Genomic DNA, 20,550 nt, shown 5'->3' with positions numbered 1-20,550 from the left:
TCAGTGAATCCGTGATGCAGTTCCTTCTCGCGTTCATCGTCGTCGCCCCGCTCATCGGCGCCGTGGCAGCTCTGCTGCCGGCCCCGCCCGGGCTGAAGGGCAGCAGCCCCGACCAGGCAGTGCTCCGCCACGGTGTGACCGTCACCGGCGCGATCCTCGTCGCCGCGATCGTCCTCGCCGCGGGCTTCGACCACGACCACCCGTCGAAGATGCAGGCCACCACCGACATCAGCTGGATCCCGGCGCTCGACGTCCGCATCCATCTCGGCATCGACGGCATCTCGCTCCCCCTTCTCGTACTGACCGCGCTGCTGACCTTCCTCTGCGCGCTCTACAGCTACTTCAAGCTGCCCGCGGGCCCCTCCCCGAAGGCCTTCGTCGCTCTCCTGCTCGTCCTGGAGTCCGGCACCCTCGCGACCTTCGCCGTCCTCGATCTGCTGCTGTTCTTCCTGGCGTTCGAGATGGTGCTCATCCCGATGTACTTCCTCATCGCCCGCTGGGGCGGTGCGCAGAAGCAGGCCGCCGCCTGGAAATTCATCCTCTACACACTGCTCGGCTCGGTGATCATGCTGCTGGGCCTGCTCCTCGTCGGACTGAAGAGCGGCACCTTCGACATGGTGGCACTCGCCACTGACAACGGCCGTGGGCTCACTTCGTCCGTGCAGGTCATCGCCGTTCTGGCGATCGGCATCGGGCTCGCCGTGAAGACCCCGATGTGGCCGCTGCACAGTTGGCTCCCGGACGCACACACCGCTGCCCCGACCGTCGGCTCGGTCCTGCTCGCGGGTGTCCTGCTGAAGATGGGTACGTACGGATTCGTCCGCATCCTGCTCCCCATCACCCCCGACGGCATGCACACCTTCGCGCCCTACCTCGCCGCCTTCGCGGTGGTCGGCATCGTCTACGGATCGCTCGCCTGCCTGGCGCTGGCACGCCCCGGCTCCAAGGGCGACCTCAAGCGCCTGATCGCGTACTCCTCCGTCGGCCACATGGGCTTCGTGCTCCTCGGCATCGCGAGCATGACCCCCACCGGAGTCAACGGCGCGCTCTTCGCCAACATCGCCCACGGCCTCATCACCGGCCTGCTGTTCTTCCTGGCCGGCGCGGTCAAGGACCGGTACGGCACCGCCGACCTCGACACCCTCTCCGGCGCCACCGGGGCCGCGCTCTACGGCCGGGCCCCCCGCCTCGGCGGCCTCCTCGCGTTCGCGGCAGTCGCCTCCCTGGGCCTGCCCGGGCTCGCCGGGTTCTGGGGCGAGATGCTCGCCCTGTTCGGCTCCTTCGACCCCGCCGACGGACTCAGCCGCCCCGCCTTCCTCACCTTCATGTCGATCGCCGCGTTCGGCACCCTGCTCACCGCCGCGTACATGCTGATCGTCGTACGCCGCGTCTGCATGGGCGAGAAGCGCGAGGAGCCGCAGCGGTTCGCCGACGTCCAGACGTACGAATTCGCCGCCTGGACCCCACTGGCCGCCCTCACCGTCCTCGCCGGCCTGTGGCCCGCCGTCCTCCTCGGCCTCACCGACCCGGCCGTGCAGAAGCTCCTCGCAGGAGGCAAGTCGTGACCTCAGCCGTCGTCACCCCGGGCGTCGTCACCACAGCGGCCGACAGCACCACCAGCCTCGTCCAGACCATCGACTGGCTCGCGATCGCGCCCCCGGTCGTCGTGGCGGCCGTCGCCCTGATCGTCCTGGTCGCCGACCTCTTCCTCCCCGCGGAACGCAAACCGCTCCTCGGCTGGCTCACCGTGGCCGGACTTGTCGCCGGACTCGTCCTCCTCGTCCCGCTGCGCGAGGGCGACCACTCCACCTTCTGCCTGACCGCGGCCACCACCGGCACCGGTACCACCGGGGCCTGCAGCTACACCGCCGACCACTTCGCCCTCGTCATCCAGGCCCTCGTACTCGGCGGCGCCCTGCTGACCGCCCTGCTCTCCCTCGGCGACACCCGCAGACTCCCTGCCGGGGAGTTCTGGTTCCTGCTGCTCTCCTCCGCCTCGGGCGCCGCGCTCCTGCCGGCCGCCCGCGACCTCGCCACTCTCGTCGTCGCCCTCGAAGTCGCCTCGCTGCCCGCCTTCGCCCTCGTCGGCATCAAGCGCGGCGACCGGCGGTCCTCCGAGGCCGCGCTGAAATTCTTCCTCTCCTCCGTGGTCGCCACCGCCGTCATGCTGCTCGGCGTCAGCTTCGTGTACGCGACCACCGGCACCCTGCACCTCACGGAGATCGCCGCCCGGCTCGACGACGTACCGGGACAGCTCGACACCCTGGCCCGGACGGGCGTCGTCCTCACCCTGGTCGGCTTCGCCTTCAAGACGGCAGCCGCGCCCTTCCACTTCTGGGTGCCCGACACCTACGTCGGCGCCCCCCTGCCGGTCGCCGCCTACCTCTCGGTCGTCGGGAAGGCGGTCGGCTTCTCCGGCCTCATCCTCGTCACCGTGATCGCGTTCCCGGCGTACGCGGACGTCTGGGGACCGGCCCTCGCCGTCCTCGCCGCACTCACCATGACGATCGGCAACGTCGCCGCCCTGCGCCAGAGCGCCACCCGCGTCCGCAGCGCCGTACGCCTCCTCGCCTGGTCGTCCGTCGCCCAGGCCGGCTACCTCCTGGTGCCGATCGCCGCCGCCGCGTACTCCAGCGACGAACACATCGGCTCGACGGTCGCGTACGCCCTCATGTACGCCGTCGTGAACCTCGGCGCCTTCGCGGTGGCCGCCCTCGTCGCCCGTACGAACCCCGGGAACCGGATCACCGACTACCGCGGCCTGTACGCCACCCGCCCCCTCGCCGCCCTCGCGATGGCGTTCTTCCTGCTCTGCCTGGCCGGTCTGCCGCCCGGCATCGTCGGCCTCTTCGCCAAGGTCACGGTCTTCTCCGCGGCCGTCGACGCGGGACTCGGCTGGCTCGCGGTCGTCATGGCCGTCAACGTGGTGATCGCGCTCTACTACTACCTGGGGTGGACCGCGGCGCTCTTCCGTGCCCCCGAAGAGGCCCCGGCGCGTGCCCCGGCGGACGAGGCCGCGCCCGCGGACGCCGCCGCACCCGCCCCCACCAGGAACCACGCCATGACGCCCGTCACCCTCGCGATCGCGCTCACCGCGGTCGTCGGCGTCGTACTCTCCGGCGCTCCGCAGACGATCCTCCGGTTCGCCGCCGTGAATCTCTTCTGACCTACTCAAGATCGGTTTGCCCGGGACGGTCCGCACAGGGCAAGGTCATGCCCGCACATCCCCACACACGCACCCACATCCCAGAGGAGCCAGAGCAGTGCTGAACGGGTTCAAGGACTTCATCCTGCGCGGAAACGTCATCTCCATGGCCATCGGGCTGGCCGTCGGAGCCGCGTTCACCGCAGTCGTCACCGGATTCAGCACCGCCTTCATCACCCCGCTGATCGGCCTCGCCACCGGCTCCGTCGGCGATTTCAGCTCGGCGCAGTTCTCGGTCGAGGGCGCCATCTTCCCGTACGGGAAGTTCCTGGCCGCCGCCATCGCCTTCCTGATCACGGCCGCGGTGCTCTACTTCGGCGTCGTCGTCCCCATGACGAAGGTCCAGAACCGTTTCTCCAAGGCGGAGGAGAAGGTCGACATCAAGGCCGCCCTGCGCGACTGCCCCCGCTGCTACACCGAGATCCCGGCCATCGCCTCCCGCTGCGCCCACTGCACCAGCGAGATCAAGCCGGACCCCGAGGCCCTCGCCGTCGCCGGATTTCCCGCCCAGCGCTGAGCGGTCCGGCCCGGACGGCTCGGCGCGCAGCCCCTCGGGCCTGCCCGGCGCATCACGGCCGGACCGGCCCTGACCCGTTCGGCCCAGAGCCCGATCGGGCCGTCGGAGCCGGGCAGGTCCTGCCCCGCGGCCGCGCACACAAGGGAACTAGCTCTCCTCGCCTGGCGTTGACCTGTACGGGAGGCTCCACTGGGGGAGTGGAGACCACCAAGCAAAGGGTTCCCCTGCCGCACCACTTGGAGGGCGTACCGTGCACCGCCGGCACAACGGGCTGAAAACCGCCGTACTCCTCGGGGGACTGTCCGCACTCATCATCGTCATCGGAAGCTTCTTCGGACGTACGGGCCTGATCGTCGCGCTCCTTGTAGCCGTCGGCACCAACGCCTACGCGTACTGGAACAGCGACAAGCTGGCGCTCAGGGCCATGCGTGCCCGCCCCGTCAGCGAATTCGAGGCGCCACAGCTCTACCGGATGGTCCGTGAGCTCTCGACGGCCGCCCGCCAGCCGATGCCCCGGCTCTACATCTCCCCGACCCAGGCCCCCAACGCCTTCGCCACCGGCCGCAACCCGCGCAACGCGGCGGTCTGCTGCACCGAGGGCATCCTCCAGATCCTGGACGAGCGAGAGCTGCGCGGCGTCCTCGGCCACGAGCTGAGCCATGTCTACAACCGCGACATCCTGATCTCGTCCGTCGCCGGAGCGCTCGCCTCCGTCGTCATGTTCCTGGTCAACTTCGCCTGGCTGATCCCGGTCGGCCGGTCCGACGACGACGAGGGTCCCGGCCTCCTGGGCATGCTGATGATCATGATCCTCGGCCCGCTGGCGGCCTCCATCATCCAACTGGCCGTCAGCCGCTCCCGCGAGTACCAGGCCGACGCCTCGGGCGCCCAGCTGACCGGCGACCCGCTGGCCCTCGCCAGCGCCCTGCGAAAACTCGACGCGGGAACGAAACAGCTCCCGCTGCCCCCCGAGCCGAGGATCGAGACCGCGAGTCACATGATGATCGCGAACCCGTTCCGGCCGGGCGAGGGGGTGTCGAAGATGTTCTCGACCCATCCGCCGATGGCGGAGCGCATCGCCCGACTGGAGCAGATGGCAGGTCATCGGCCGTGAAGACGGCCGGGGGAGCCGCGCGGTGCGGTTCCACCTCCGACGGGCCACCAGCCTCCGACGGGTCACCACGAGCCGTCGCGCCGACCGGAGCCACGTAGGGGCCCTCGGGCGGAGCGGCCTCGTCGACATGACCGGCTCTCCTCGTGGCCCCGGCGCGCGGCGGAGCCGTCCCGGAGTGGAGGTGAGGTACAGCCCCGCTCTCCTCGCGGCCCCGGCCGTGCGCAGCGGAGCTGCCCTCCTGGAACCGAGGGGGCAGCCCGCTCCACCGCCGCCCGTTCGGGCGGCCCGCCAGGCGCGAGACCTGCGGTGTCACCATCGCCGCGAGATCTGCGGCGTCACCGAGACCTACGGCGTCACCGGGCTCCGAACGCCTCGTCGGTCGTGACCACCTCTCGCCCCAGCGGCATGAGGGAGATGGGGATCATCTTCAGGTTCGCCCAGCCGAAGGGGATGCCGATGATCGACAGGAACAGCGGGATGCTCGTGAGCAGGTGCCCCAGCGCCAGCCACCATCCGGCGAAGACGAGCCAGATCACGTTGCCCACGCACGAGGGCGCCCCCGCGTCGGGCCGCTCCACGGTCGTCCGGCCGAACGGCCACAGGACGTACCCCGCGATCCTCATCGAGGCGATGCCGAAGGGAATGGTCACGATGAGGATGAAGCAGATGAGTGCCGCGACCGCGTAGCCGAGGGCCATCCAGAAGCCGCAGAACACCACCCACAGGATGTTGAGGATCAACTGTAGAGGCTTCATGATCGTTGCACTCCGTCTCGCTCGTCCGCCGGCCCTGCTCCATGCCAGTATCAGGCCCGGACGCCGAGAGCCGGAACCCGAGGGGGCGGGAGGGGCCGTCCGCGGCCCGGTACCCGCGCCCACGGCCCCGGTACCCGCGCCGACGGGAATTGTCAGTGCTGCCGTCCACCATGAACCCATGAACGACACCGAGCAGTTGCTGGCAGCCGCGGAGAAGACCGCGCACACCGCCCCGCGCCGGGAGGAGTCCCCCCTCCCCGCCCCGCTGCCCGCCGAGGCCGTCGAGCGGGCCGAAGCCGCCCTCGGTTTCCCCCTGCCCCCGCTGCTCACCGCCCTGTACACCCGGATCGCCAACGGCGGCTTCGGACCGGAGTACGGCCTGCTGCCGCTGATCGGCGACCGGGCCCCGGACGGGGAGGAGTCCGTCGTCGGGCGGTATCTCGCCCACCGCCGGGCCGCGGCCGAGGACGGCGAGTGGCCGTGGCCGGAGGGCGTACTGCCGATATGCAGCCTGGGGTGCGGGATGTACTCCTGCGTGGACTGCCGCAGTGAGCACACCACGGTGCTGCTCTTCGAGCCGAACGCCGACGAGCCGGAGCGCGCCTGGTATGTGGACCAGCCCGACCTCGCCCAGTGGCTCCGCGGCTGGCTGGACGGCACCGCGTGGTACTGCGAGGACTCCGAGGACGAAGGGGCCGAGATGGCGCCCTGGCCGGATTTCAGCGCCCGCGCATGACCCACGGGCGAGCGGGGCACGGCCCGCCCGCGCGCCGGCGGACCCGGACCGCGGGCCATGCACGCAACCGTCCGACCGGCAGGGACGTCTTGGATTTCAGGAACGAGTGACGGGTAGGTTCGCACGCATGAGCATCATTGGTTGGATCATTCTCGGACTGCTTGCCGGCGCCATCGCCAAGGTCCTGCTCCCGGGCCGCGACCCGGGCGGCCTGATCGGCACCACCCTCATCGGGATCGTCGGCGCCTTTCTCGGCGGCTGGATATCGTCGCGCTTCCTCGACCGCCCCATCTCCAACGACTTCTACGACACGGCCACTTGGATCGCGGCCATCGGTGGTTCGCTGGTCCTGCTGATCGCCTACCGACTGCTCTTCGGGAACTCCCGCGAACGTCGCTGACGCCCGTCAGCGTCCGGGGCCCGGGGCGTCCAGCCCGGTCTCGCGCAGGGTCAGGTTGAGCCGGCCGCGGCGCATCCCCGTCGCAGGATCCGCCGTCCCCGGGCGGATCCCGACCACACCGTGGAAGGCGAAACGCGAGGGCCCACCGAAGACGAACAGGTCGCCGGAGGCCAACTCCACATCCGTGTACGGCTTTCCGCGGTTCTCCGTGTTCCCGAAGCGGAAGACGCAGCTGTCGCCGATGCTGAGCGACACCACCGGAGCACCGGACCGCTCCTCCTTGTCCTGGTGCATGCCCATCCGCGCCGCGTCGTCGTAGAAGTTGATGAGGGCGGTGTCCGGCGCATACGCCGGGACCGGTCCCTCGTCCCGGTACGCGTCGGCCAGCGCCTGACGTCCCAACTCCGCCAGCCAGTCGGGGAATCCGGCGACCCGGGCGCCGTTCACATCGTCGGCCGTGCGCGAGTACCGGTACGGCTGCCAGTGCCATCCCAGGCAGACCGTCCGGACGGACATCACCCCGCCGCCCGGCAGCACCGTGTGCCGCAGCGGTACGGGCCCCCGCGCCCATTCCCGGCAGGCGGCCACCAACTCCCGCTGGCGTTCCGGCGGCAGCCATTCGGGCACGTGCACGGCCCCCGGCGCGACGACGGCCCGCGGCCGCGGGAAGAGCCCGGACATGTCAGCGCACCGCCAGGGCGCCTTCCAGCCCCAGAAGCCGCTCCTTGCACTCCAGACCGCCCGCGTAACCCCGCAGGGCCCCGTCCGCGCCGATCACCCGGTGGCACGGCCGCACGATCAGCAGCGGATTGCGCCCGATCGCCGTCCCCACGGCCCGCACGCCCGCCCCGGGCATGCCGATCCGTTCGGCGATCCGGCCGTAGGACACGGTCTCCCCGTACGGGACGGAGTCCAGCGCCGCCCAGACCCGGCGCTGGAAGTCGGTGCCCCGGCCGTCCGCGTACACGAGGTCGAACCGGGTCCGCCGCCCCTCGAAGTACTCCCGCAGCTGTGCGGCGATCCCCGCGAAGGCCGCCGGTGCGTGGGTCCATCCGTCCTGGACGACCGTGGCACCCTTCTGGCCGGGCAGCGAGAGCGAGGCGAGGGCGACCCCTCCGGCGGCGCCGGTGTCTTCCTCGCCGACCAGCAGCAGTTCACCCAGCGGGCTGTCGACCGTTGCGTACATGGTCATGACTCGTCCCTCTCCTTGCCGTTCTGCCGGAAATCGGCGGGATCGTCGTCCGGCACGGTCAAGTCTGCGTCCCCGGCACCGCCGCGACCGGCGGTATTCGGACATCGCATCCCGCGCGCGGGGCGGAGCGGCGCCTCCCGCTCCGCACCACCCCGCACCCGCGAGGCGCGGGACAGGCCGGGGAACCGCCCGGGAGCTACCGGTAGTTCGCGAACTGCACGGCGAAGTCGAAGTCCTTGCCCTTCAACAGCGCCTGTACGGCCTGCAGGTCGTCCCGGCTCTTCGAGCTGACCCGCAGCTCGTCGCCCTGGACCTGAGCCTTGACGCCCTTCGGGCCCTCGTCGCGAATGATCTTCGCCACCTTCTTGGCGTTCTCCTGGGAGATGCCTTCCTCGATCGTGGCGAAGATCTTGTACTCCTTGCCGGACAGCTGCGGCTCGCCCGCGTCCAGCGACTTCAGCGAGATGCCGCGCTTGATCAGCTTGGACTGGAAGATGTCGAGGATCGCCTTGACGCGCTCCTCGCCGTTCGCCTCCATCAGGATCTTCTCGCCGGACCAGGAGATCGAGGCGCCGGTGCCCTTGAAGTCGTAACGCTGCGAGATTTCCTTGGCGGCCTGGTTGAGGGCGTTGTCGACCTCCTGCCGCTCGACCTTCGAGACGATGTCGAAACTGGAGTCGGCCATGACGTGTGGCTCCTTGTATCGGGGGTGCTGGGAATCGGGGTGCATACGGGCGGTTGCGGGCCTGCCGGCCCCGCGCCGCCGGTCAAAGCCTAGCCACCCGCGCCCGGTCGGGCCGCTGATCAATCCAGTGGCGTAGCACCCCTGGGCATCAGGTATCGTTTACGTCGTTGCCACGGAGCGCCGCCGAAAAGCGGTTCTCACGGCAGCAATCCCTGGCGGTGTGCCCGAGTGGCCAAAGGGAGCAGACTGTAAATCTGCCGGCTCAGCCTACCCAGGTTCGAACCCTGGCGCCGCCACATGGCAAGGCCCCTGTCCTAGGACAGGGGCCTTCTTTGTTTCTGCTGCGGTCTCTGCCGCGAGGGGCGTGAACATGGAATCCGTGCTGGTCAGTGCCTGCCTGAGCGGTGTGCCCTGCCGCTTCGACGGCCGGGGGAAGGAATCCGCCGCCGTGGCCGAGGCCGTCGCGGACCGCCGCCCCGTCGTCTTCTGCCCCGAGGTCGCCGCCGGACTGCCCACCCCGCGCCGTCCCGCCGAGATCGTCGGCGGCGACGGCCACGACGTGCTGGACGGCCGCGCCCGCGTCGTCGACGACACCGGACGCGACGTGACGCGGGAGTTCGTGGACGGCGCCCGGCGGGCGCTGGACGCCGCACGGCGGTCCGGGTGCACCGAGGCGCTGCTGATGCCGCGCAGCCCCTCCTGCGGGCGCGGCACGGTCTATGACGGGACGTTCACGGGCGAGCTCCGCGCGGGCGACGGCGTCACCGCCGCCCTTCTGGAACGCCACGGCATCACGGTCCGCCCGGCACCGCACGGCTGACCGGGCCGGGGGCGGCGGACCGGTCAGGGGCGGACCGGGCGGGCGGCTGACCGCTCGCCGTGACCACCGGCCGGACCGCCCCGGGGGGAACGGCTCAGTTCCCCGCCACGTCCTTCACCGCGACCGACAGCGGCACGTTCCCCGAGATGAGCTCCAGCGTCAGCCCGGCTGTCGCCGGGGTGTCCAGCAGCTCCAGCAGCGCGGCCGCCACATCGTCGCGCGGCACCGGGCCGCGGCCGGTCGAGGCGGTCAGGAGGACCATCCCCGTGCCCGCGTCGTCCGTCAGCATCCCGGGGCGCAGGATCGTCCAGTCGAGTGCGCTCCTGGAGCGCACGTACGCGTCCGCGGAGCCCTTCGCCCGCAGGTACGCGTCGAAGACCTCGTCGCCCGGGTGGTCGGCGTCGGCGCCCATCGACGAGACCACGACACAACGCCGTACCCCCGCCCGTTCGGCCGCGTCCGCGAACAGCACCGCCGCGCCGCGATCCACCGTCTCCTTGCGCGCCGGGCCGCTGTCCGGGCCCGCGCCGGCCGCGAAGACCACCGCGTCGGCGCCGCGCAGCACCTGGGCCACCTCCTCCACGGAGGCCGATTCGAGATCCAGGACGACCGATTCGGCCCCCGCCGCCCGGAGGTCCCCGCTCTGTTCCGGATTGCGGACGACGCCCACGGCCTCGTCCCCGCGCGCGGCGAGCAGCCGCTCCAGCCGCAGCGCGATCCGACCATGTCCACCTGCGATGACAATGCGCATGGTCCCGACCGTACGCCGCGGCGGGCCGCCGCGCTCAGGGACCGCCGCAGCGGCCGGAGTCCGGCCGTCCCTGGCGGGGCAGGCCGAGGGCGACGACGGTCTCCGAGTCGCAGTACTCGCGCACCGCGCTCGTCCGCGCCACCACCCGGCCGCGATGCACCACGATCCGGCTGTAGGCGAGCGACAGCACGCCCGAGAGCTGCTCCCCGCGTACGGCGAGCAACTCGGCCGGGAAGCCCGCCTCGACCCGGATCCCCGGCAGCCCCATCGCCTTCCGCGCGACCGACGACACCGCCTCGTACGCCTCGTCGGCCTGCATCCCGCTCTGCGAGGCCAGCAGATAGGCGGCCTCCAGCGGATCCCCGCGCCCCACCGGGTTCGCGATGTCCCGCAGCGCCCCGCTGCCCGCCGCGATCGGCACACCGGCCGCACGCAGCAGCCGTACGGGGGCGGTGCCCCGGCCCTCCACCCCGCAGCAGCCGCCCTGGGGGAGGCAGACGACCGTCACCCCGGCCGCGGCGAGCTGGTCGGCGGTCCGGGCCGCGGCCTGGGAGGGCAGCCGGGAGAGGCCGGCGCACGGGCCGACGCAGACGCCGGTCCGCAGCCCGCCGGCCATGGCGGCCAGCCTGCCGAGCCGGGCCGGATCGGCACCGTCCGTGTGCAGGTCGACGGGGCAGCCCTGTTCGGCGGCGATCTCCAGGACGGCTTCCGCGTACCCCGCCGGGTCCGGGTCGAGGTCGGGGCAGCCGCCGACCGCGCAGGCTCCCGTCTTCACCGCCTCACGCAGCATGGCCAGGTTGTCGGCGCCCGCGACGCCGGTGAGCAGGCGGGGTACGGCGACCGGGGTCAGTTCGACGAGTCCGCGCAGCGAACTTCGCGCCTGCAGCACGGCTTCGAGGGAGGCGAGGCCCTGGACGGATCCGATCCGCACGTGTGCGCGCAGTGCGGTGGCGCCGTGGCCGAGCTGCAGCAGGGCGGCCTCGGTGGCGCGGCGCTGGATGTCCTCGGGGCGGTGCGAGACGGGTCCCGGGGCGCTGTCGGGTCCCGCGCCGCCGGCGGTGAGCGCGGTGTCGCTGTGGGCGTGGGGTTCGGCCGGGGCGGGGAGCAGCAGATAGCCGCGCAGGTCCACCCGGGGGCCGGGCGCGGTCAGGCTCCCCGCGGTGCCGACGGCCTCGATGCGGCCGCCGCCGAGCCGTACGTCCACGATGCGGCCGTCGGTGAGACGTGCGCCGCAGAGCACCAGGGTGCCGGTCTCGGCGGTGGCGGCGGTGTCGTGGCTGCTGGTCGCGTCGGCCGCGTCGGCGGCGTGGTCGTCCGGCTGCCGCGGCTGGCTGTCGGGCATCGCGCTCCTGGGAAGGGATACAAGATCACGCAGAGTGAGACGAGCCTAGGGGCGTGTTCGGTCCGGTTCGAGGAGGAGCGAAATAGTCGTACCGGCGTGGCCCTGGGGGTAACCGGGGCACAGGTGTACGGCCGGGGCCGCAGTGGCTCATGCGGCGGCCGTGGCTCTCTTCGAGCGGCTGGAGGCGGACCGCAAGGCCGCTGATGGGTGGGGTGGAGGGTGGCCGGCGGGCGGGTGGAAGGCGGCTGATCAAGGGGCCGACGGGGCGTCGATCACGGGCGCCGGGCGGGGCCTCGAAACGGATTTGGGCGATCGGCGACCAACCGTGTAATGTCTTCATCGCTCGCCCCAATAGCTCAGTCGGTAGAGCGTCTCCATGGTAAGGAGAAGGTCTGCGGTTCGATTCCGCATTGGGGCTCTGGTGATCGGGAAACCCCGCTTCGGCGGGGGGACTCGTCATCAAAGCGGTGTAGCTCAGTCGGTAGAGCAAGCGGCTCATAATCGCTGTGTCACCGGTTCAAGTCCGGTCACCGCTACTTACGGTAGCCGATTGTGGGGTCGGTCCTTCGATCGGCTACTCTTTTTTGCGTTCATCCGTCCATCCGTCCGTCCAAGGAGCACTCACGTGGCTGCCACCGACGTCCGCCCGAAGATCACGCTGGCCTGCGTGGAGTGCAAGGAGCGGAACTACATCACCAAGAAGAACCGGCGTAACAACCCGGACCGTCTTGAGATGAAGAAGCACTGCCCGCGCTGCAACTCGCACACTGCGCACCGCGAAACCCGCTGAAACAGGCTCGTACACGAGGCCGTCCCCACTGGGGGCGGCCTCGTGTCGTTGTATGGGGGCTGTTCTTCGGCCTTTTCATCTTTCATCAGGAGGTAGCGAGCTCATGGCGCTCGACCAGTCCTTCGTGGGGCGGACCTATCCGCCCACCCCGCCGTACGAGGTGGGCCGGGAGAAGATCCGCGAGTTCGCCGAGGCGGTGGGCGACACCAATCCGGTGTACGTCGACCCCGAGGCGGCCAAGGCGCTCGGTCACAGCGACGTGATCGCGCCGCCGACGTTCGTGTTCTCGATCACCTTCAAGGCCGCCGGACAGGTGGTGCAGGACCCGCAGCTGGGTCTGGACTACAGCCGCGTGGTGCACGGTGACCAGAAGTTCAGCTATGTGCGCCCCGTGCGGGCGGGAGACCGGCTGACGGTCACCTCGACGATCGAGGGCATCAAGTCCCTGGCGGGCAATGACGTCCTGGACATCCGCGGCGAGGTCCACGACGAGTCCGGTGAGCACGTCGTGACCGCGTGGACGAAGCTGGTGGCGCGCGCCGCCGAGGAGGCGTGATGACGGCGAAGGTGGCATACGCGTCGGTCGAGGTCGGTACGGAGCTGCCGGCGCAGTCCTTCCCGGTGACCCGGGCGACGCTGGTGCAGTACGCGGGCGCGTCCGGTGACTTCAACCCGATCCACTGGAACGAGAAGTTCGCCCGCGAGGTCGGGCTGCCCGATGTGATCGCGCACGGCATGTTCACCATGGCCGAGGCGATCCGGGTGGTCACGGACTGGGTCGGCGACCCGGGTGCGATCGTCGAGTACGGGGTGCGGTTCACCAAGCCGGTCGTCGTGCCGAACGACGGCGAGGGCGCCCTGATCGAGGTCAGCGCCAAGGTGGCCGCGCTGCTGGACGACAACCGGGTGCGGGTGGATCTGACGGCCATGAGCGAGGGCAAGAAGGTGCTGGGCATGTCCCGCGCCGTGGTGCGGCTCGGCTGAGACCGCCGAGTACGGGTGAGGGGCACCGTCCTGGGGCGGTGCCCCTCACGCGTGTCGGCGGGCTCGGGCCCTCCGGTGCCCACCGCTTGACCAAGTTAGTGATTGAGTACTAACTTCATCGCATGGCAAGGATGAGCGCAGAAGAACGGCGCGAGAGCGTCATCCGTGCGGCGATTACCGAGTTCGCCCGCGGCGGCTACGCCGCCACCTCCACCGAGGCGATCGCCAAGCGTGTGGGTGTCTCGCAGCCGTACCTCTTCCGCCTGTTCCCCAACAAGCAGGCCATGTTCCTCGCCGCCGCCGAGCGCTGCTTCGCCGACACCCGGAAGGTCTTCTCCGGCGCGGCCGAGGGGCTTGAGGGCAGCGAGGCGCTGCATGCCATGGCCGCCGCGTACCAGCGGCTCATCGTCGACGACCCGGACAAGCTGCTGATGCAGATGCAGATGTACGCGGCCGTCGCGGCGGCCGAGGCCGCGGGGGATCACGAGTTCGGCGAGTCGGCCCGCGCCGGCTGGCTGCAGATGCGGGACGAGGTCCATCTCGCACTCGGTGCCGATGACGACGAGACGACGACGTTTCTCGCGTACGGCATGCTCATCAACACGCTCGCCTCGCTCGGCTTCCCGGCCGGTCACCGGATCTGGTCGGGGTTCTACGACTCGGCCAGGCCGACCGCCTGAACGGCGCGACCCGGGTTCTGCCCGTTCTCTGCCCAGATAAATTAGTAATTGCTAACTAACTCCCAGGGGGAGAAAGTGACCCAGCGCATAGCGGGCCGCTCAGGAGCGGTCTGGGCCCTCGTCATCACCAGCGTCGCCGGATTCATGGCGGCCCTCGACAACCTCGTCGTCACCACCGCCCTGCCCTCCATCCGCGAGAGCCTCGGCGGCGAACTGGCCGAGCTCGAATGGACGGTGAACGCCTACACGCTCACCTTCGCCGTCCTGCTGATGCTCGGGGCGGCCCTCGGCGACCGGTTCGGCCGCCGCCGGCTCTTCCTGACCGGGCTCACCGTCTTCACCGGCGCCTCTGCCGCGGCCGCCCTCTCGCCCGGGATCAACGAACTGATCGCCTTCCGGGCCGTTCAGGGCGTGGGTGCGGCGATCATGATGCCGCTGACGCTCACGCTGCTCACGGCCGCCGTGCCGCCCGCCCGGCGCGGTGCCGCGCTCGGCATCTTCAGCGCCGTCACCGGACTGGCCGTGGCCAGTGGCCCCCTGATCGGCGGCAGCCTCACCGAGCACCTTTCCTGGCAGTGGATCTTCTGGCTGAACGTCCCGATCGGCCTGGTCCTGCTGCCGCTGGCGCGACTGCGGCTGGCGGAGTCGCACGCCCCGGACCCGCGGCTCGACATTCCCGGCACACTCCTGGTCAGCGGCGGACTCTTCGGCATCGTCTACGGCCTGGTCAACGCCAACGCCGACGGCTGGACCAGCCCCTCCGTCCTCACGGCCCTGATCGCCGGTGCCGTGCTCGTCGGCGGGTTCATCCACCACGGCTTCCACGCGAAGAACCCGATGCTGCCCATGCGGCTCTTCCGCAACCGCGCGTTCTTCGGGATCAACATGGCCGGGCTGCTGATGTTCCTCGGGATGTTCGGGTCGATCTTCCTGCTCAGCCAGTACTTCCAGGGCGTGCTGGGCTATTCGCCCACCGAGGCCGGCCTGCGGATGCTGCCCTGGACCGGGATGCCGATGCTGGTCGCCCCCGTCGCGGGGGCGCTCTCCGACCGGTTCGGCGGCCGCCCGGTGGTCGTGGCCGGGCTCACCCTCCAGGCGATCGGCCTCGCCCTGTTCGCGACGGTCATCGGGCCCGATGCCTCGTACGCCTCGCAGCTGCCCGGTCTGATCATCGGCGGCGTCGGCATGGCCATGTACTTCGCCCCCGCCGCCAGCCTGGTGATGTCCAGCGTCCGCCCCGCCGAACAGGGCATCGCCTCCGGGGCCAGCAACGCGCTGCGCGAGGTCGGCGGAGCCCTCGGGGTGGCCGTGCTCGCCACCGTCTTCTCCTCGCAGGGCGGTTACGAATCCGCGCGGTCCTTCACGGACGGGACCGTCCCTGCGGTGTGGATAGGCGCCGGTGCGGTGGCGCTGGCCGCCCTCACCGCCCTGCTCATCCCGGGCCGCCGCCACGCCGCGCCCCAGGCGCCGGAGGCGGCGGAGGAGCGCGTTCCCGTCGCGGCCTGAGCCGCGGCCGTGCACGTGCGGTCCGTGGCCCCGCCCGAGCGGCGGGGGCGCGGACCGTACCCTTGTCCCCGTGCAGGAACTCCACGACGCGCCCCTCGCCCCCCTGACCACCTTCCGGCTCGGCGGCCCCGCCACCCGCCTCCTCACCGCGACGACCGACGCCGAGGTGGTCGACGCCGTGCGCGAGGCCGACGGGAGCGGCACTCCGCTCCTGGTCATCGGCGGCGGCAGCAACCTGGTCATCGGCGACAAGGGCTTCGACGGCACCGCCCTGCGCATCGCGACCCGGGGCTTCGCCCTGGACGGTACGAGGCTGGAGCTGGCCGCCGGCGAAGTCTGGACGGACGCCGTCGCCCGTACCGTCGAAGCCGGTCTCGCGGGCATCGAGTGCCTGGCCGGAATTCCGGGATCCGCCGGTGCGACGCCGATCCAGAACGTCGGTGCCTACGGGCAGGAAGTGTCCTCGACCCTCACCGAGGTCGTCGCCTACGACCGCTACGTGCGTGAAACGGTCACCATTCCCAACACCGAGTGCGCGTTCTCGTACCGGCACAGTCGTTTCAAGGCCGAGCCCGACCGCTTCGTGGTGCTGCGTGTCCGCTTCGAGCTGGAGGACGCGGGCGGCCTGTCCGCGCCCCTGAAGTACCCCGAAACGGCCCGTGCCATGGGTGTCGAGCAGGGCGAGCGCGTGCCCGCCGCGGACGCGCGCGCAACGGTGCTCAGGCTCCGCGCCGGCAAGGGCATGGTGCTGGACCCGGAGGACCACGACTCCTGGTCGGCCGGCTCCTTCTTCACCAATCCGATCCTGGAGGCGGCGGAGTACGAGGCGTTCCGCGCCCGCGCCAAGGACCGGCTCGGGCCCGAGGTGACGCCCCCCGCCTTCCCCGCGGACGGGGGACGCACCAAGACCTCCGCGGCCTGGCTCATCGACAAGGCCGGTTTCACCAAGGGCTACGGCACAGGACCGGCCCGTATCTCCACCAAGCACACCCTCGCGCTCACCAACCGCGGCGGCGCGACCACCGAAGACCTCCTCGCGCTCGCCCGCGAGGTCGTCGCCGGGGTGCACGAGGCGTTCGGTGTCACGCTCCTCAACGAACCCGTGACGGTCGGCGTGAGCCTGTAGAAGGCGCGCGGCTCAGTACGCCACGCCCACGCCCTGCTTCACCGCGGCCGGATCGTGCGTCAGCGCCAGCATCGCGTGCGCCACATCGGCCCGCGAGATGGTCCGGCCGCCGCGCGGACTGCCGCCGATCTCCGTCCGGTACTTCCCCGTCAGCGGCCCGTTGGTGAGCTTCGGCGGCCGTACGGACGTCCAGTCCGTCGCACTCCCGGCCAGCGCGGCCTCCATCCGGGTCAGGTCCGCGTAGACCTCTTTGAGGACCGCCCCGACCACCTTGCGGACCATCCGGTCCACGAGCGGGTCGTCGGCGGGCCGGGGGCCGATCGGGGCCGCGCTGACCACCAGCAGCCGCCGCACCCCCTCGGCCTCCATCGCCGCCAGCACCGACCGGGTGAGCCGCTCGGCGACCCCGTCCGCCTTCCGGCCCCGCGAGCCGAGCGCGGAGAGCACCGCGTCCCGTCCCGCGACCGCTTCCCGCAGCGCCTCCGGGTCGTCCAGTCCCGCCGCCGCGTGGACCTGTACGTCGGAGAGCAGTACGGGCAGCCGCGCGGGATCGCGGACCACCGCCGTCACCTCGTGGCCCGCCGCCACCGCCTGGCGGACGATCTCCTGGCCGACGCCGCCCGTCGCGCCGAACACCGTGATCCTCATTGCGTGCCCTCCCGTGGTGAGTAAGCATTCACTCACCTCTAGAGTGAGTGGATACTCACCACCTCGTCAAGTTTCGTCGGAGTACACATGGAGCAGAAGCCGGCCCGCGTCCGCATCGTCGAGGCCGCTCACCAGCTGATGCTCACCATCGGCCTGGCCCGCGCCACCACCAAGGAGATCGCACGAGCCGCCGGCTGCTCGGAGGCTGCGCTCTACAAGCACTTCCCGAGCAAGGAGGAGCTGTTCGCAGCCGTGCTCAAGGAGCGGCTGCCCAAGCTCACCCCCCTGCTGAAGCGGCTCATCGTGTCGCCGGGGGCGGGGGAGCGGACCGTCGAGCAGAACCTCACCGAGATCGCCCGGCAGGCCGCCCTCTTCTACGAGCAGAGCTTCCCGATAGCCGCGTCGCTGTACGCCGAGCCCAGACTCAGGCAGCGCCACAACGATGCGATGAGGGAGCTGGGCACCGGCCCGCACGTGCCCATCCGCGGCCTGGACGCGTATCTGCGCTCCGAGCAGGCGGCCGGCCGGGTGCGGGCCGACGCGGACACCTACGCGGCCGCGTCGCTGCTCCTGGGGGCCTGCGTGCAGCGGGCGTTCGCCTACGACGCCACGGAGAGCGGGGGGCCGCCGCAGTCCCTCGACGAGTTTGCCGCGTCCGTGGCCGGGACGCTGATGCGCAGCCTCGTGCCGTAGAGCGCGCCCGCTCCGGCGGACCCGGCCCGGACGAGGGGGTCAGCCCGCGGGCTTCGACAGCCAGTCGTCGATGCCCGCCAGGAGTTCCGCCCGAATCGCGGCGGGTGCCGCGGAGCCCCGCACCGACTGCCGGGCCAGTTCCGCGAGCTCCTCGTCCGTGAACGCGTGGTGGCGCCGTACGAGGTCGTACTGCGCGGCCAGCCGGGAGCCGAAGAGCAGCGGATCGTCCGCGCCCAGCGCCATCGGCACCCCGGCCTCGAACAGTGTGCGCAGGGGGACGTCGGCGGGCTTCTCGTAGACCCCCAGCGCCACGTTCGACGCCGGGCACACCTCGCAGGTCACCCCGCGCTCCGCCAGCCTGCGCAGCAGCCGGGGGTCCTCGGCGGCCCGCACACCGTGCCCGATCCGGGCCGCGTCGAGGTCGTCCAGGCAGTCCCGCACGCTCGACGGGCCGGCCAGCTCGCCGCCGTGCGGGGCCGCCAGCAGGCCGCCGTCCCGGGCGATGGCGAAGGCCCGGTCGAAGTCCCGGGCCATACCGCGGCGCTCGTCGTTGGAGAGCCCGAACCCGACCACGCCCCGGTCCGTGTACCGCACCGCGAGCCGGGCCAGCGTGCGGGCGTCCAGCGGGTGTTTCATGCGGTTCGCCGCGATCACCACCCGGATCGGCAGACCGGTCTCGCGCGACGCGCCGTCCACCGCGTCCAGGATGATCTCGATCGCCGGGATCAGCCCGCCCAGCAGCGGGGCGTACGAGGTCGGGTCGACCTGGATCTCCAGCCAGCCGGAGCCGTCGGCGACGTCCTCCTGGGCCGTCTCGCGCACCAGGCGCTGGATGTCCTCGGGGGTCCTCAGGCAGGACCGGGCGATGTCGTAGAGCCGCTGGAAGCGGAACCATCCGCGCTCGTCCGTCGCCCGTAGCCGGGGCGGCTCGCCACTGGTCAGGGCCTCCGGCAGATGTACGCCGTACTTGTCGGCGAGTTCGAGCAGGGTCGTGGGCCGCATCGACCCGGTGAAATGCAAGTGCAGGTGGGCCTTGGGCAACAGCCGTACATCACGCTCCATTCCAAGATCCTGCCGCACACGTGCGGTCCAGCGGTAGCCGCTTTCCCCATCGAGTTGACTCTCGAACATACGAGCGCCCCCCGGCCGGAGCCGGGGGGCGCCCAGGGAACGCGGTACGTACTACGCCTTGGCCTCGGCCAGCAGCTTCTGGAGTCGCGACACGCCCTCGACGAGATCGTCGTCACCCAGGGCGTACGAGAGCCGCAGGTAGCCCGGTGTGCCGAAGGCCTCTCCCGGCACGACCGCGACCTCGGCCTCCTCCAGGATGAGCGCCGCCAGCTCGACCGAGGTGACCGGGCGCCTGCCGCGGATCTCCTTGCCGAGCAGCTCCTTCACCGAGGGGTACGCGTAGAACGCGCCCTCGGGCTCGGGGCACAGCACGCCGTCGATCTCGTTGAGCATCCGGACGATGGTCCGGCGGCGCCGGTCGAAGGCGGTCCGCATCTCGGCGACCGCGTCCAGGCTCCCGGAGACGGCGGCCAGCGCGGCGACCTGGGCGACGTTGGAGACGTTGGACGTGGCGTGCGACTGGAGGTTGGTCGCGGCCTTGACGACGTCCTTCGGGCCGACGATCCAGCCCACCCGCCAGCCGGTCATCGCGTACGTCTTGGCGACGCCGTTGACGACGATGCACTTGTCGCGCAGCTCGGGCACGATCGCCGGCAGCGAGGTGAACACCGCGTCGCCGTAGACCAGGTGCTCGTAGATCTCGTCGGTCAGCACCCACAGGCCGTGCTCGACGGCCCAGCGGCCGATCGCCTCGGCATCGGCCTCGCTGTACACGGCGCCGGTCGGGTTCGACGGGGAGACGAACAGGACGACCTTCGTGCGCTCGGTGCGCGCCGCCTCCAGCTGCTCGACGGAGACCCGGTAGCCGGTGGTCTCGTCGGCCACGACCTCCACCGGGACGCCGCCGGCCAGCCTGATCGACTCGGGGTAGGTGGTCCAGTACGGCGCCGGGACGATGACCTCGTCGCCCGGGTCGAGGATCGCGGCGAACGCCTCGTAGATGGCCTGCTTGCCGCCGTTGGTCACCAGGATCTGGGAGGCGTCGACCTCGTAACCGGAGTCGCGCAGCGTCTTCTCCGCGATGGCGGCCTTGAGCTCCGGCAGCCCTCCCGCCGGGGTGTAGCGGTGGTACTTCGGGTTGCGGCAGGCCTCGACCGCGGCTTCGACGATGTAGCCGGGGGTCGGGAAGTCGGGCTCACCGGCGCCGAAGCCGATCACCGGACGGCCGGCGGCCTTGAGGGCCTTGGCCTTGGCGTCGACGGCGAGGGTGGCGGACTCGGAGATGGCACCGATGCGGGCGGAGACCCGGCGCTCGGACGGAGGAGTTGCAGCGCTCATGGCCCCCATGGTCCCAGACCGCGATCCCTGTCGGCACAGCGGTTTCAGGGACCGGACAGGACCCGGACAGCATGCGGACAACATGCGGCCCGAAGCTGTCGGGAGCGATCTGTTCGACGCCGGGCCGCTGAACACGTACACTCACCTGTCGTTGGCCTTCACCAGCCGAACCGTTCCCACACCCGGGTCTTCCGGGA

Annotated in this window: 23 protein-coding genes and 3 tRNA genes; 17 read left to right on the top strand and 9 right to left on the bottom strand. The window is 71.2% G+C overall.

All coding sequences use genetic code 11. From position 1 onward, the window contains the following. The first annotated feature begins 14 nt into the window (after positions 1-14). The 4 genes from ACFVT1_RS01415 (at position 15) to htpX (ending at position 4,836) form a co-directional block, all read left to right on the top strand. Positions 15-1,565 (top strand): NuoM family protein, encoded by a 1,551-nt coding sequence (locus tag ACFVT1_RS01415; RefSeq protein ID WP_389792212.1) that lies wholly within the window; start codon positions 15-17, stop codon positions 1,563-1,565. Next, positions 1,562-3,166, top strand: a complete 1,605-nt coding sequence (locus tag ACFVT1_RS01410; RefSeq protein WP_389791431.1) for an NADH-quinone oxidoreductase subunit N — start codon at positions 1,562-1,564, stop codon at positions 3,164-3,166. The genes ACFVT1_RS01415 and ACFVT1_RS01410 overlap by 4 nt, the downstream gene beginning before the upstream one ends. A 97-nt stretch (positions 3,167-3,263) precedes the next feature. Further along, the gene (mscL, locus tag ACFVT1_RS01405) at positions 3,264-3,722 is read left to right on the top strand and encodes a large conductance mechanosensitive channel protein MscL (RefSeq protein WP_389791429.1); all 459 of its coding nucleotides are present in this window, start codon (positions 3,264-3,266) and stop codon (positions 3,720-3,722) included. Between the two features lie 250 nt (positions 3,723-3,972). Continuing rightward, a complete protein-coding gene (htpX, locus tag ACFVT1_RS01400) occupies positions 3,973-4,836 on the top strand; it encodes a zinc metalloprotease HtpX (protein ID WP_389791427.1) in 864 nt (287 codons plus the stop codon). Positions 4,837-5,189: 353 nt separating this feature from the next. Here htpX and ACFVT1_RS01395 read toward each other — a convergent pair whose 3' ends face one another. After that, positions 5,190-5,591, bottom strand: a complete 402-nt coding sequence (locus ACFVT1_RS01395) for a YccF domain-containing protein (protein WP_362195842.1) — start codon at positions 5,589-5,591, stop codon at positions 5,190-5,192. Positions 5,592-5,769: 178 nt separating this feature from the next. On the opposite strand from ACFVT1_RS01395, the gene ACFVT1_RS01390 reads away from it, so the two are divergent. Both ACFVT1_RS01390 and ACFVT1_RS01385 read left to right on the top strand, forming a co-directional pair. Then, the gene (locus tag ACFVT1_RS01390) at positions 5,770-6,327 is read left to right on the top strand and encodes an SMI1/KNR4 family protein (RefSeq protein ID WP_389791425.1); all 558 of its coding nucleotides are present in this window, start codon (positions 5,770-5,772) and stop codon (positions 6,325-6,327) included. Between the two features lie 127 nt (positions 6,328-6,454). After that, positions 6,455-6,727 (top strand): GlsB/YeaQ/YmgE family stress response membrane protein, encoded by a 273-nt coding sequence (locus ACFVT1_RS01385; RefSeq protein ID WP_389791423.1) that lies wholly within the window; start codon positions 6,455-6,457, stop codon positions 6,725-6,727. Between the two features lie 6 nt (positions 6,728-6,733). Here the strand turns inward: ACFVT1_RS01385 and ACFVT1_RS01380 are convergent, their stop codons facing one another. From ACFVT1_RS01380 to ACFVT1_RS01370, 3 genes are all read right to left on the bottom strand, one after another. Further along, positions 6,734-7,408, bottom strand: a complete 675-nt coding sequence (locus ACFVT1_RS01380) for an alpha-ketoglutarate-dependent dioxygenase AlkB family protein (RefSeq protein ID WP_389791421.1) — start codon at positions 7,406-7,408, stop codon at positions 6,734-6,736. A 1-nt stretch (position 7,409) separates the two neighbouring features. Next, the gene (locus ACFVT1_RS01375) at positions 7,410-7,919 is read right to left on the bottom strand and encodes a methylated-DNA--[protein]-cysteine S-methyltransferase (RefSeq protein WP_389791419.1); all 510 of its coding nucleotides are present in this window, start codon (positions 7,917-7,919) and stop codon (positions 7,410-7,412) included. 196 nt (positions 7,920-8,115) lie between these two features. Beyond that, a complete protein-coding gene (locus ACFVT1_RS01370; RefSeq protein WP_362195857.1) occupies positions 8,116-8,604 on the bottom strand; it encodes a YajQ family cyclic di-GMP-binding protein in 489 nt (162 codons plus the stop codon). A gap of 214 nt (positions 8,605-8,818) precedes the next feature. Between ACFVT1_RS01370 and ACFVT1_RS01365 the strand changes: the two genes are divergently transcribed. Together ACFVT1_RS01365 and ACFVT1_RS01360 are read left to right on the top strand one after the other, a co-directional pair. Beyond that, positions 8,819-8,900 (top strand) — tRNA-Tyr (locus tag ACFVT1_RS01365). Positions 8,901-8,974: 74 nt separating this feature from the next. After that, positions 8,975-9,424: a DUF523 domain-containing protein gene (locus ACFVT1_RS01360; RefSeq protein WP_389791417.1), complete on the top strand. Its 450-nt coding sequence runs from the start codon at positions 8,975-8,977 to the stop codon at positions 9,422-9,424. Positions 9,425-9,518: 94 nt separating this feature from the next. Here the strand turns inward: ACFVT1_RS01360 and ACFVT1_RS01355 are convergent, their stop codons facing one another. After that, positions 9,519-10,175 carry an SDR family oxidoreductase gene (locus tag ACFVT1_RS01355; RefSeq protein ID WP_389791415.1) on the bottom strand — a complete coding sequence of 219 codons (657 nt, stop codon included), beginning with the start codon at positions 10,173-10,175 and terminating at the stop codon, positions 9,519-9,521. Between the two features lie 34 nt (positions 10,176-10,209). Beyond that, positions 10,210-11,517, bottom strand: coding sequence for an amidohydrolase family protein (locus ACFVT1_RS01350; protein ID WP_389791413.1), 1,308 nt, complete (start codon positions 11,515-11,517; stop codon positions 10,210-10,212). A 345-nt stretch (positions 11,518-11,862) separates the two neighbouring features. Between ACFVT1_RS01350 and ACFVT1_RS01345 the strand changes: the two genes are divergently transcribed. The 8 genes from ACFVT1_RS01345 to ACFVT1_RS01310 all read left to right on the top strand — a co-directional run bounded on the left by ACFVT1_RS01345 (position 11,863) and on the right by ACFVT1_RS01310 (position 16,603). Further along, a tRNA-Thr gene (locus tag ACFVT1_RS01345) sits at positions 11,863-11,935 on the top strand. Positions 11,936-11,980: 45 nt separating this feature from the next. Then, positions 11,981-12,053, top strand: a tRNA-Met gene (locus ACFVT1_RS01340). An 89-nt stretch (positions 12,054-12,142) separates the two neighbouring features. Next, a complete protein-coding gene (gene rpmG / locus ACFVT1_RS01335) occupies positions 12,143-12,307 on the top strand; it encodes a 50S ribosomal protein L33 (protein ID WP_003956487.1) in 165 nt (54 codons plus the stop codon). A gap of 103 nt (positions 12,308-12,410) precedes the next feature. Next, positions 12,411-12,863, top strand: a complete 453-nt coding sequence (locus ACFVT1_RS01330; protein ID WP_362195869.1) for a MaoC family dehydratase N-terminal domain-containing protein — start codon at positions 12,411-12,413, stop codon at positions 12,861-12,863. Further along, positions 12,863-13,291: a MaoC family dehydratase gene (locus tag ACFVT1_RS01325; protein ID WP_389791411.1), complete on the top strand. Its 429-nt coding sequence runs from the start codon at positions 12,863-12,865 to the stop codon at positions 13,289-13,291. Before ACFVT1_RS01330 ends, ACFVT1_RS01325 begins: the two co-directional genes overlap by 1 nt. Before the next feature lie 131 nt (positions 13,292-13,422). Next, positions 13,423-13,971, top strand: coding sequence for a TetR/AcrR family transcriptional regulator (locus ACFVT1_RS01320; protein ID WP_389791409.1), 549 nt, complete (start codon positions 13,423-13,425; stop codon positions 13,969-13,971). A gap of 75 nt (positions 13,972-14,046) precedes the next feature. Further along, positions 14,047-15,477: an MFS transporter gene (locus ACFVT1_RS01315; protein ID WP_389791407.1), complete on the top strand. Its 1,431-nt coding sequence runs from the start codon at positions 14,047-14,049 to the stop codon at positions 15,475-15,477. 70 nt (positions 15,478-15,547) lie between these two features. Beyond that, the gene (locus tag ACFVT1_RS01310) at positions 15,548-16,603 is read left to right on the top strand and encodes a UDP-N-acetylmuramate dehydrogenase (RefSeq protein ID WP_389791405.1); all 1,056 of its coding nucleotides are present in this window, start codon (positions 15,548-15,550) and stop codon (positions 16,601-16,603) included. A 12-nt stretch (positions 16,604-16,615) separates the two neighbouring features. Here the strand turns inward: ACFVT1_RS01310 and ACFVT1_RS01305 are convergent, their stop codons facing one another. Continuing rightward, entirely contained in the window at positions 16,616-17,251 is a 636-nt protein-coding gene (locus ACFVT1_RS01305) for an NAD(P)-dependent oxidoreductase (protein ID WP_389791403.1), read from the bottom strand. 87 nt (positions 17,252-17,338) lie between these two features. Here ACFVT1_RS01305 and ACFVT1_RS01300 point away from each other — a divergent pair, with 87 nt between their 5' ends. Then, entirely contained in the window at positions 17,339-17,944 is a 606-nt protein-coding gene (locus ACFVT1_RS01300; RefSeq protein ID WP_389791401.1) for a TetR/AcrR family transcriptional regulator, read from the top strand. A gap of 39 nt (positions 17,945-17,983) precedes the next feature. On the opposite strand, the gene ACFVT1_RS01295 is transcribed toward ACFVT1_RS01300, so the two are convergent. Both ACFVT1_RS01295 and ACFVT1_RS01290 read right to left on the bottom strand, forming a co-directional pair. Next, on the bottom strand, positions 17,984-19,006 hold the full coding sequence (locus ACFVT1_RS01295; RefSeq protein ID WP_389791399.1) for an adenosine deaminase: 1,023 nt from the start codon (positions 19,004-19,006) through the stop codon (positions 17,984-17,986). A gap of 120 nt (positions 19,007-19,126) precedes the next feature. After that, complete coding sequence (locus ACFVT1_RS01290) at positions 19,127-20,353, bottom strand: pyridoxal phosphate-dependent aminotransferase (RefSeq protein ID WP_389791397.1); 1,227 nt, start codon at positions 20,351-20,353, stop codon at positions 19,127-19,129. Positions 20,354-20,550 lie beyond the last annotated feature (197 nt).

Source organism: Streptomyces sp. NPDC057963 (assembly GCF_042887155.1).
Classification (GTDB): domain Bacteria; phylum Actinomycetota; class Actinomycetes; order Streptomycetales; family Streptomycetaceae; genus Streptomyces.
The sequence above is the reverse complement of the archived record's forward strand: the minus strand, read 5'-3'. Positions and strand labels throughout refer to the sequence as shown.

What these genes read in the sequence shown, in the direction of transcription:
- ACFVT1_RS01415 (WP_389792212.1), top strand. Translation starts at nt 15, where the DNA reads ATGCAGTTCCTTCTCGCGTTCATCGTCGTCGCCCCGCTCATCGGCGCC.
- ACFVT1_RS01395 (WP_362195842.1), bottom strand. Translation starts at nt 5,591, where the DNA reads ATGAAGCCTCTACAGTTGATCCTCAACATCCTGTGGGTGGTGTTCTGC.
- ACFVT1_RS01390 (WP_389791425.1), top strand. Translation starts at nt 5,770, where the DNA reads ATGAACGACACCGAGCAGTTGCTGGCAGCCGCGGAGAAGACCGCGCAC.
- ACFVT1_RS01385 (WP_389791423.1), top strand. Translation starts at nt 6,455, where the DNA reads ATGAGCATCATTGGTTGGATCATTCTCGGACTGCTTGCCGGCGCCATC.
- ACFVT1_RS01380 (WP_389791421.1), bottom strand. Translation starts at nt 7,408, where the DNA reads ATGTCCGGGCTCTTCCCGCGGCCGCGGGCCGTCGTCGCGCCGGGGGCC.
- ACFVT1_RS01375 (WP_389791419.1), bottom strand. Translation starts at nt 7,919, where the DNA reads ATGACCATGTACGCAACGGTCGACAGCCCGCTGGGTGAACTGCTGCTG.
- ACFVT1_RS01370 (WP_362195857.1), bottom strand. Translation starts at nt 8,604, where the DNA reads ATGGCCGACTCCAGTTTCGACATCGTCTCGAAGGTCGAGCGGCAGGAG.
- ACFVT1_RS01360 (WP_389791417.1), top strand. Translation starts at nt 8,975, where the DNA reads ATGGAATCCGTGCTGGTCAGTGCCTGCCTGAGCGGTGTGCCCTGCCGC.
- ACFVT1_RS01355 (WP_389791415.1), bottom strand. Translation starts at nt 10,175, where the DNA reads ATGCGCATTGTCATCGCAGGTGGACATGGTCGGATCGCGCTGCGGCTG.
- ACFVT1_RS01350 (WP_389791413.1), bottom strand. Translation starts at nt 11,517, where the DNA reads ATGCCCGACAGCCAGCCGCGGCAGCCGGACGACCACGCCGCCGACGCG.
- ACFVT1_RS01330 (WP_362195869.1), top strand. Translation starts at nt 12,411, where the DNA reads ATGGCGCTCGACCAGTCCTTCGTGGGGCGGACCTATCCGCCCACCCCG.
- ACFVT1_RS01325 (WP_389791411.1), top strand. Translation starts at nt 12,863, where the DNA reads ATGACGGCGAAGGTGGCATACGCGTCGGTCGAGGTCGGTACGGAGCTG.
- ACFVT1_RS01320 (WP_389791409.1), top strand. Translation starts at nt 13,423, where the DNA reads ATGAGCGCAGAAGAACGGCGCGAGAGCGTCATCCGTGCGGCGATTACC.
- ACFVT1_RS01305 (WP_389791403.1), bottom strand. Translation starts at nt 17,251, where the DNA reads ATGAGGATCACGGTGTTCGGCGCGACGGGCGGCGTCGGCCAGGAGATC.
- ACFVT1_RS01300 (WP_389791401.1), top strand. Translation starts at nt 17,339, where the DNA reads ATGGAGCAGAAGCCGGCCCGCGTCCGCATCGTCGAGGCCGCTCACCAG.
- ACFVT1_RS01295 (WP_389791399.1), bottom strand. Translation starts at nt 19,006, where the DNA reads ATGGAGCGTGATGTACGGCTGTTGCCCAAGGCCCACCTGCACTTGCAT.
- ACFVT1_RS01290 (WP_389791397.1), bottom strand. Translation starts at nt 20,353, where the DNA reads ATGAGCGCTGCAACTCCTCCGTCCGAGCGCCGGGTCTCCGCCCGCATC.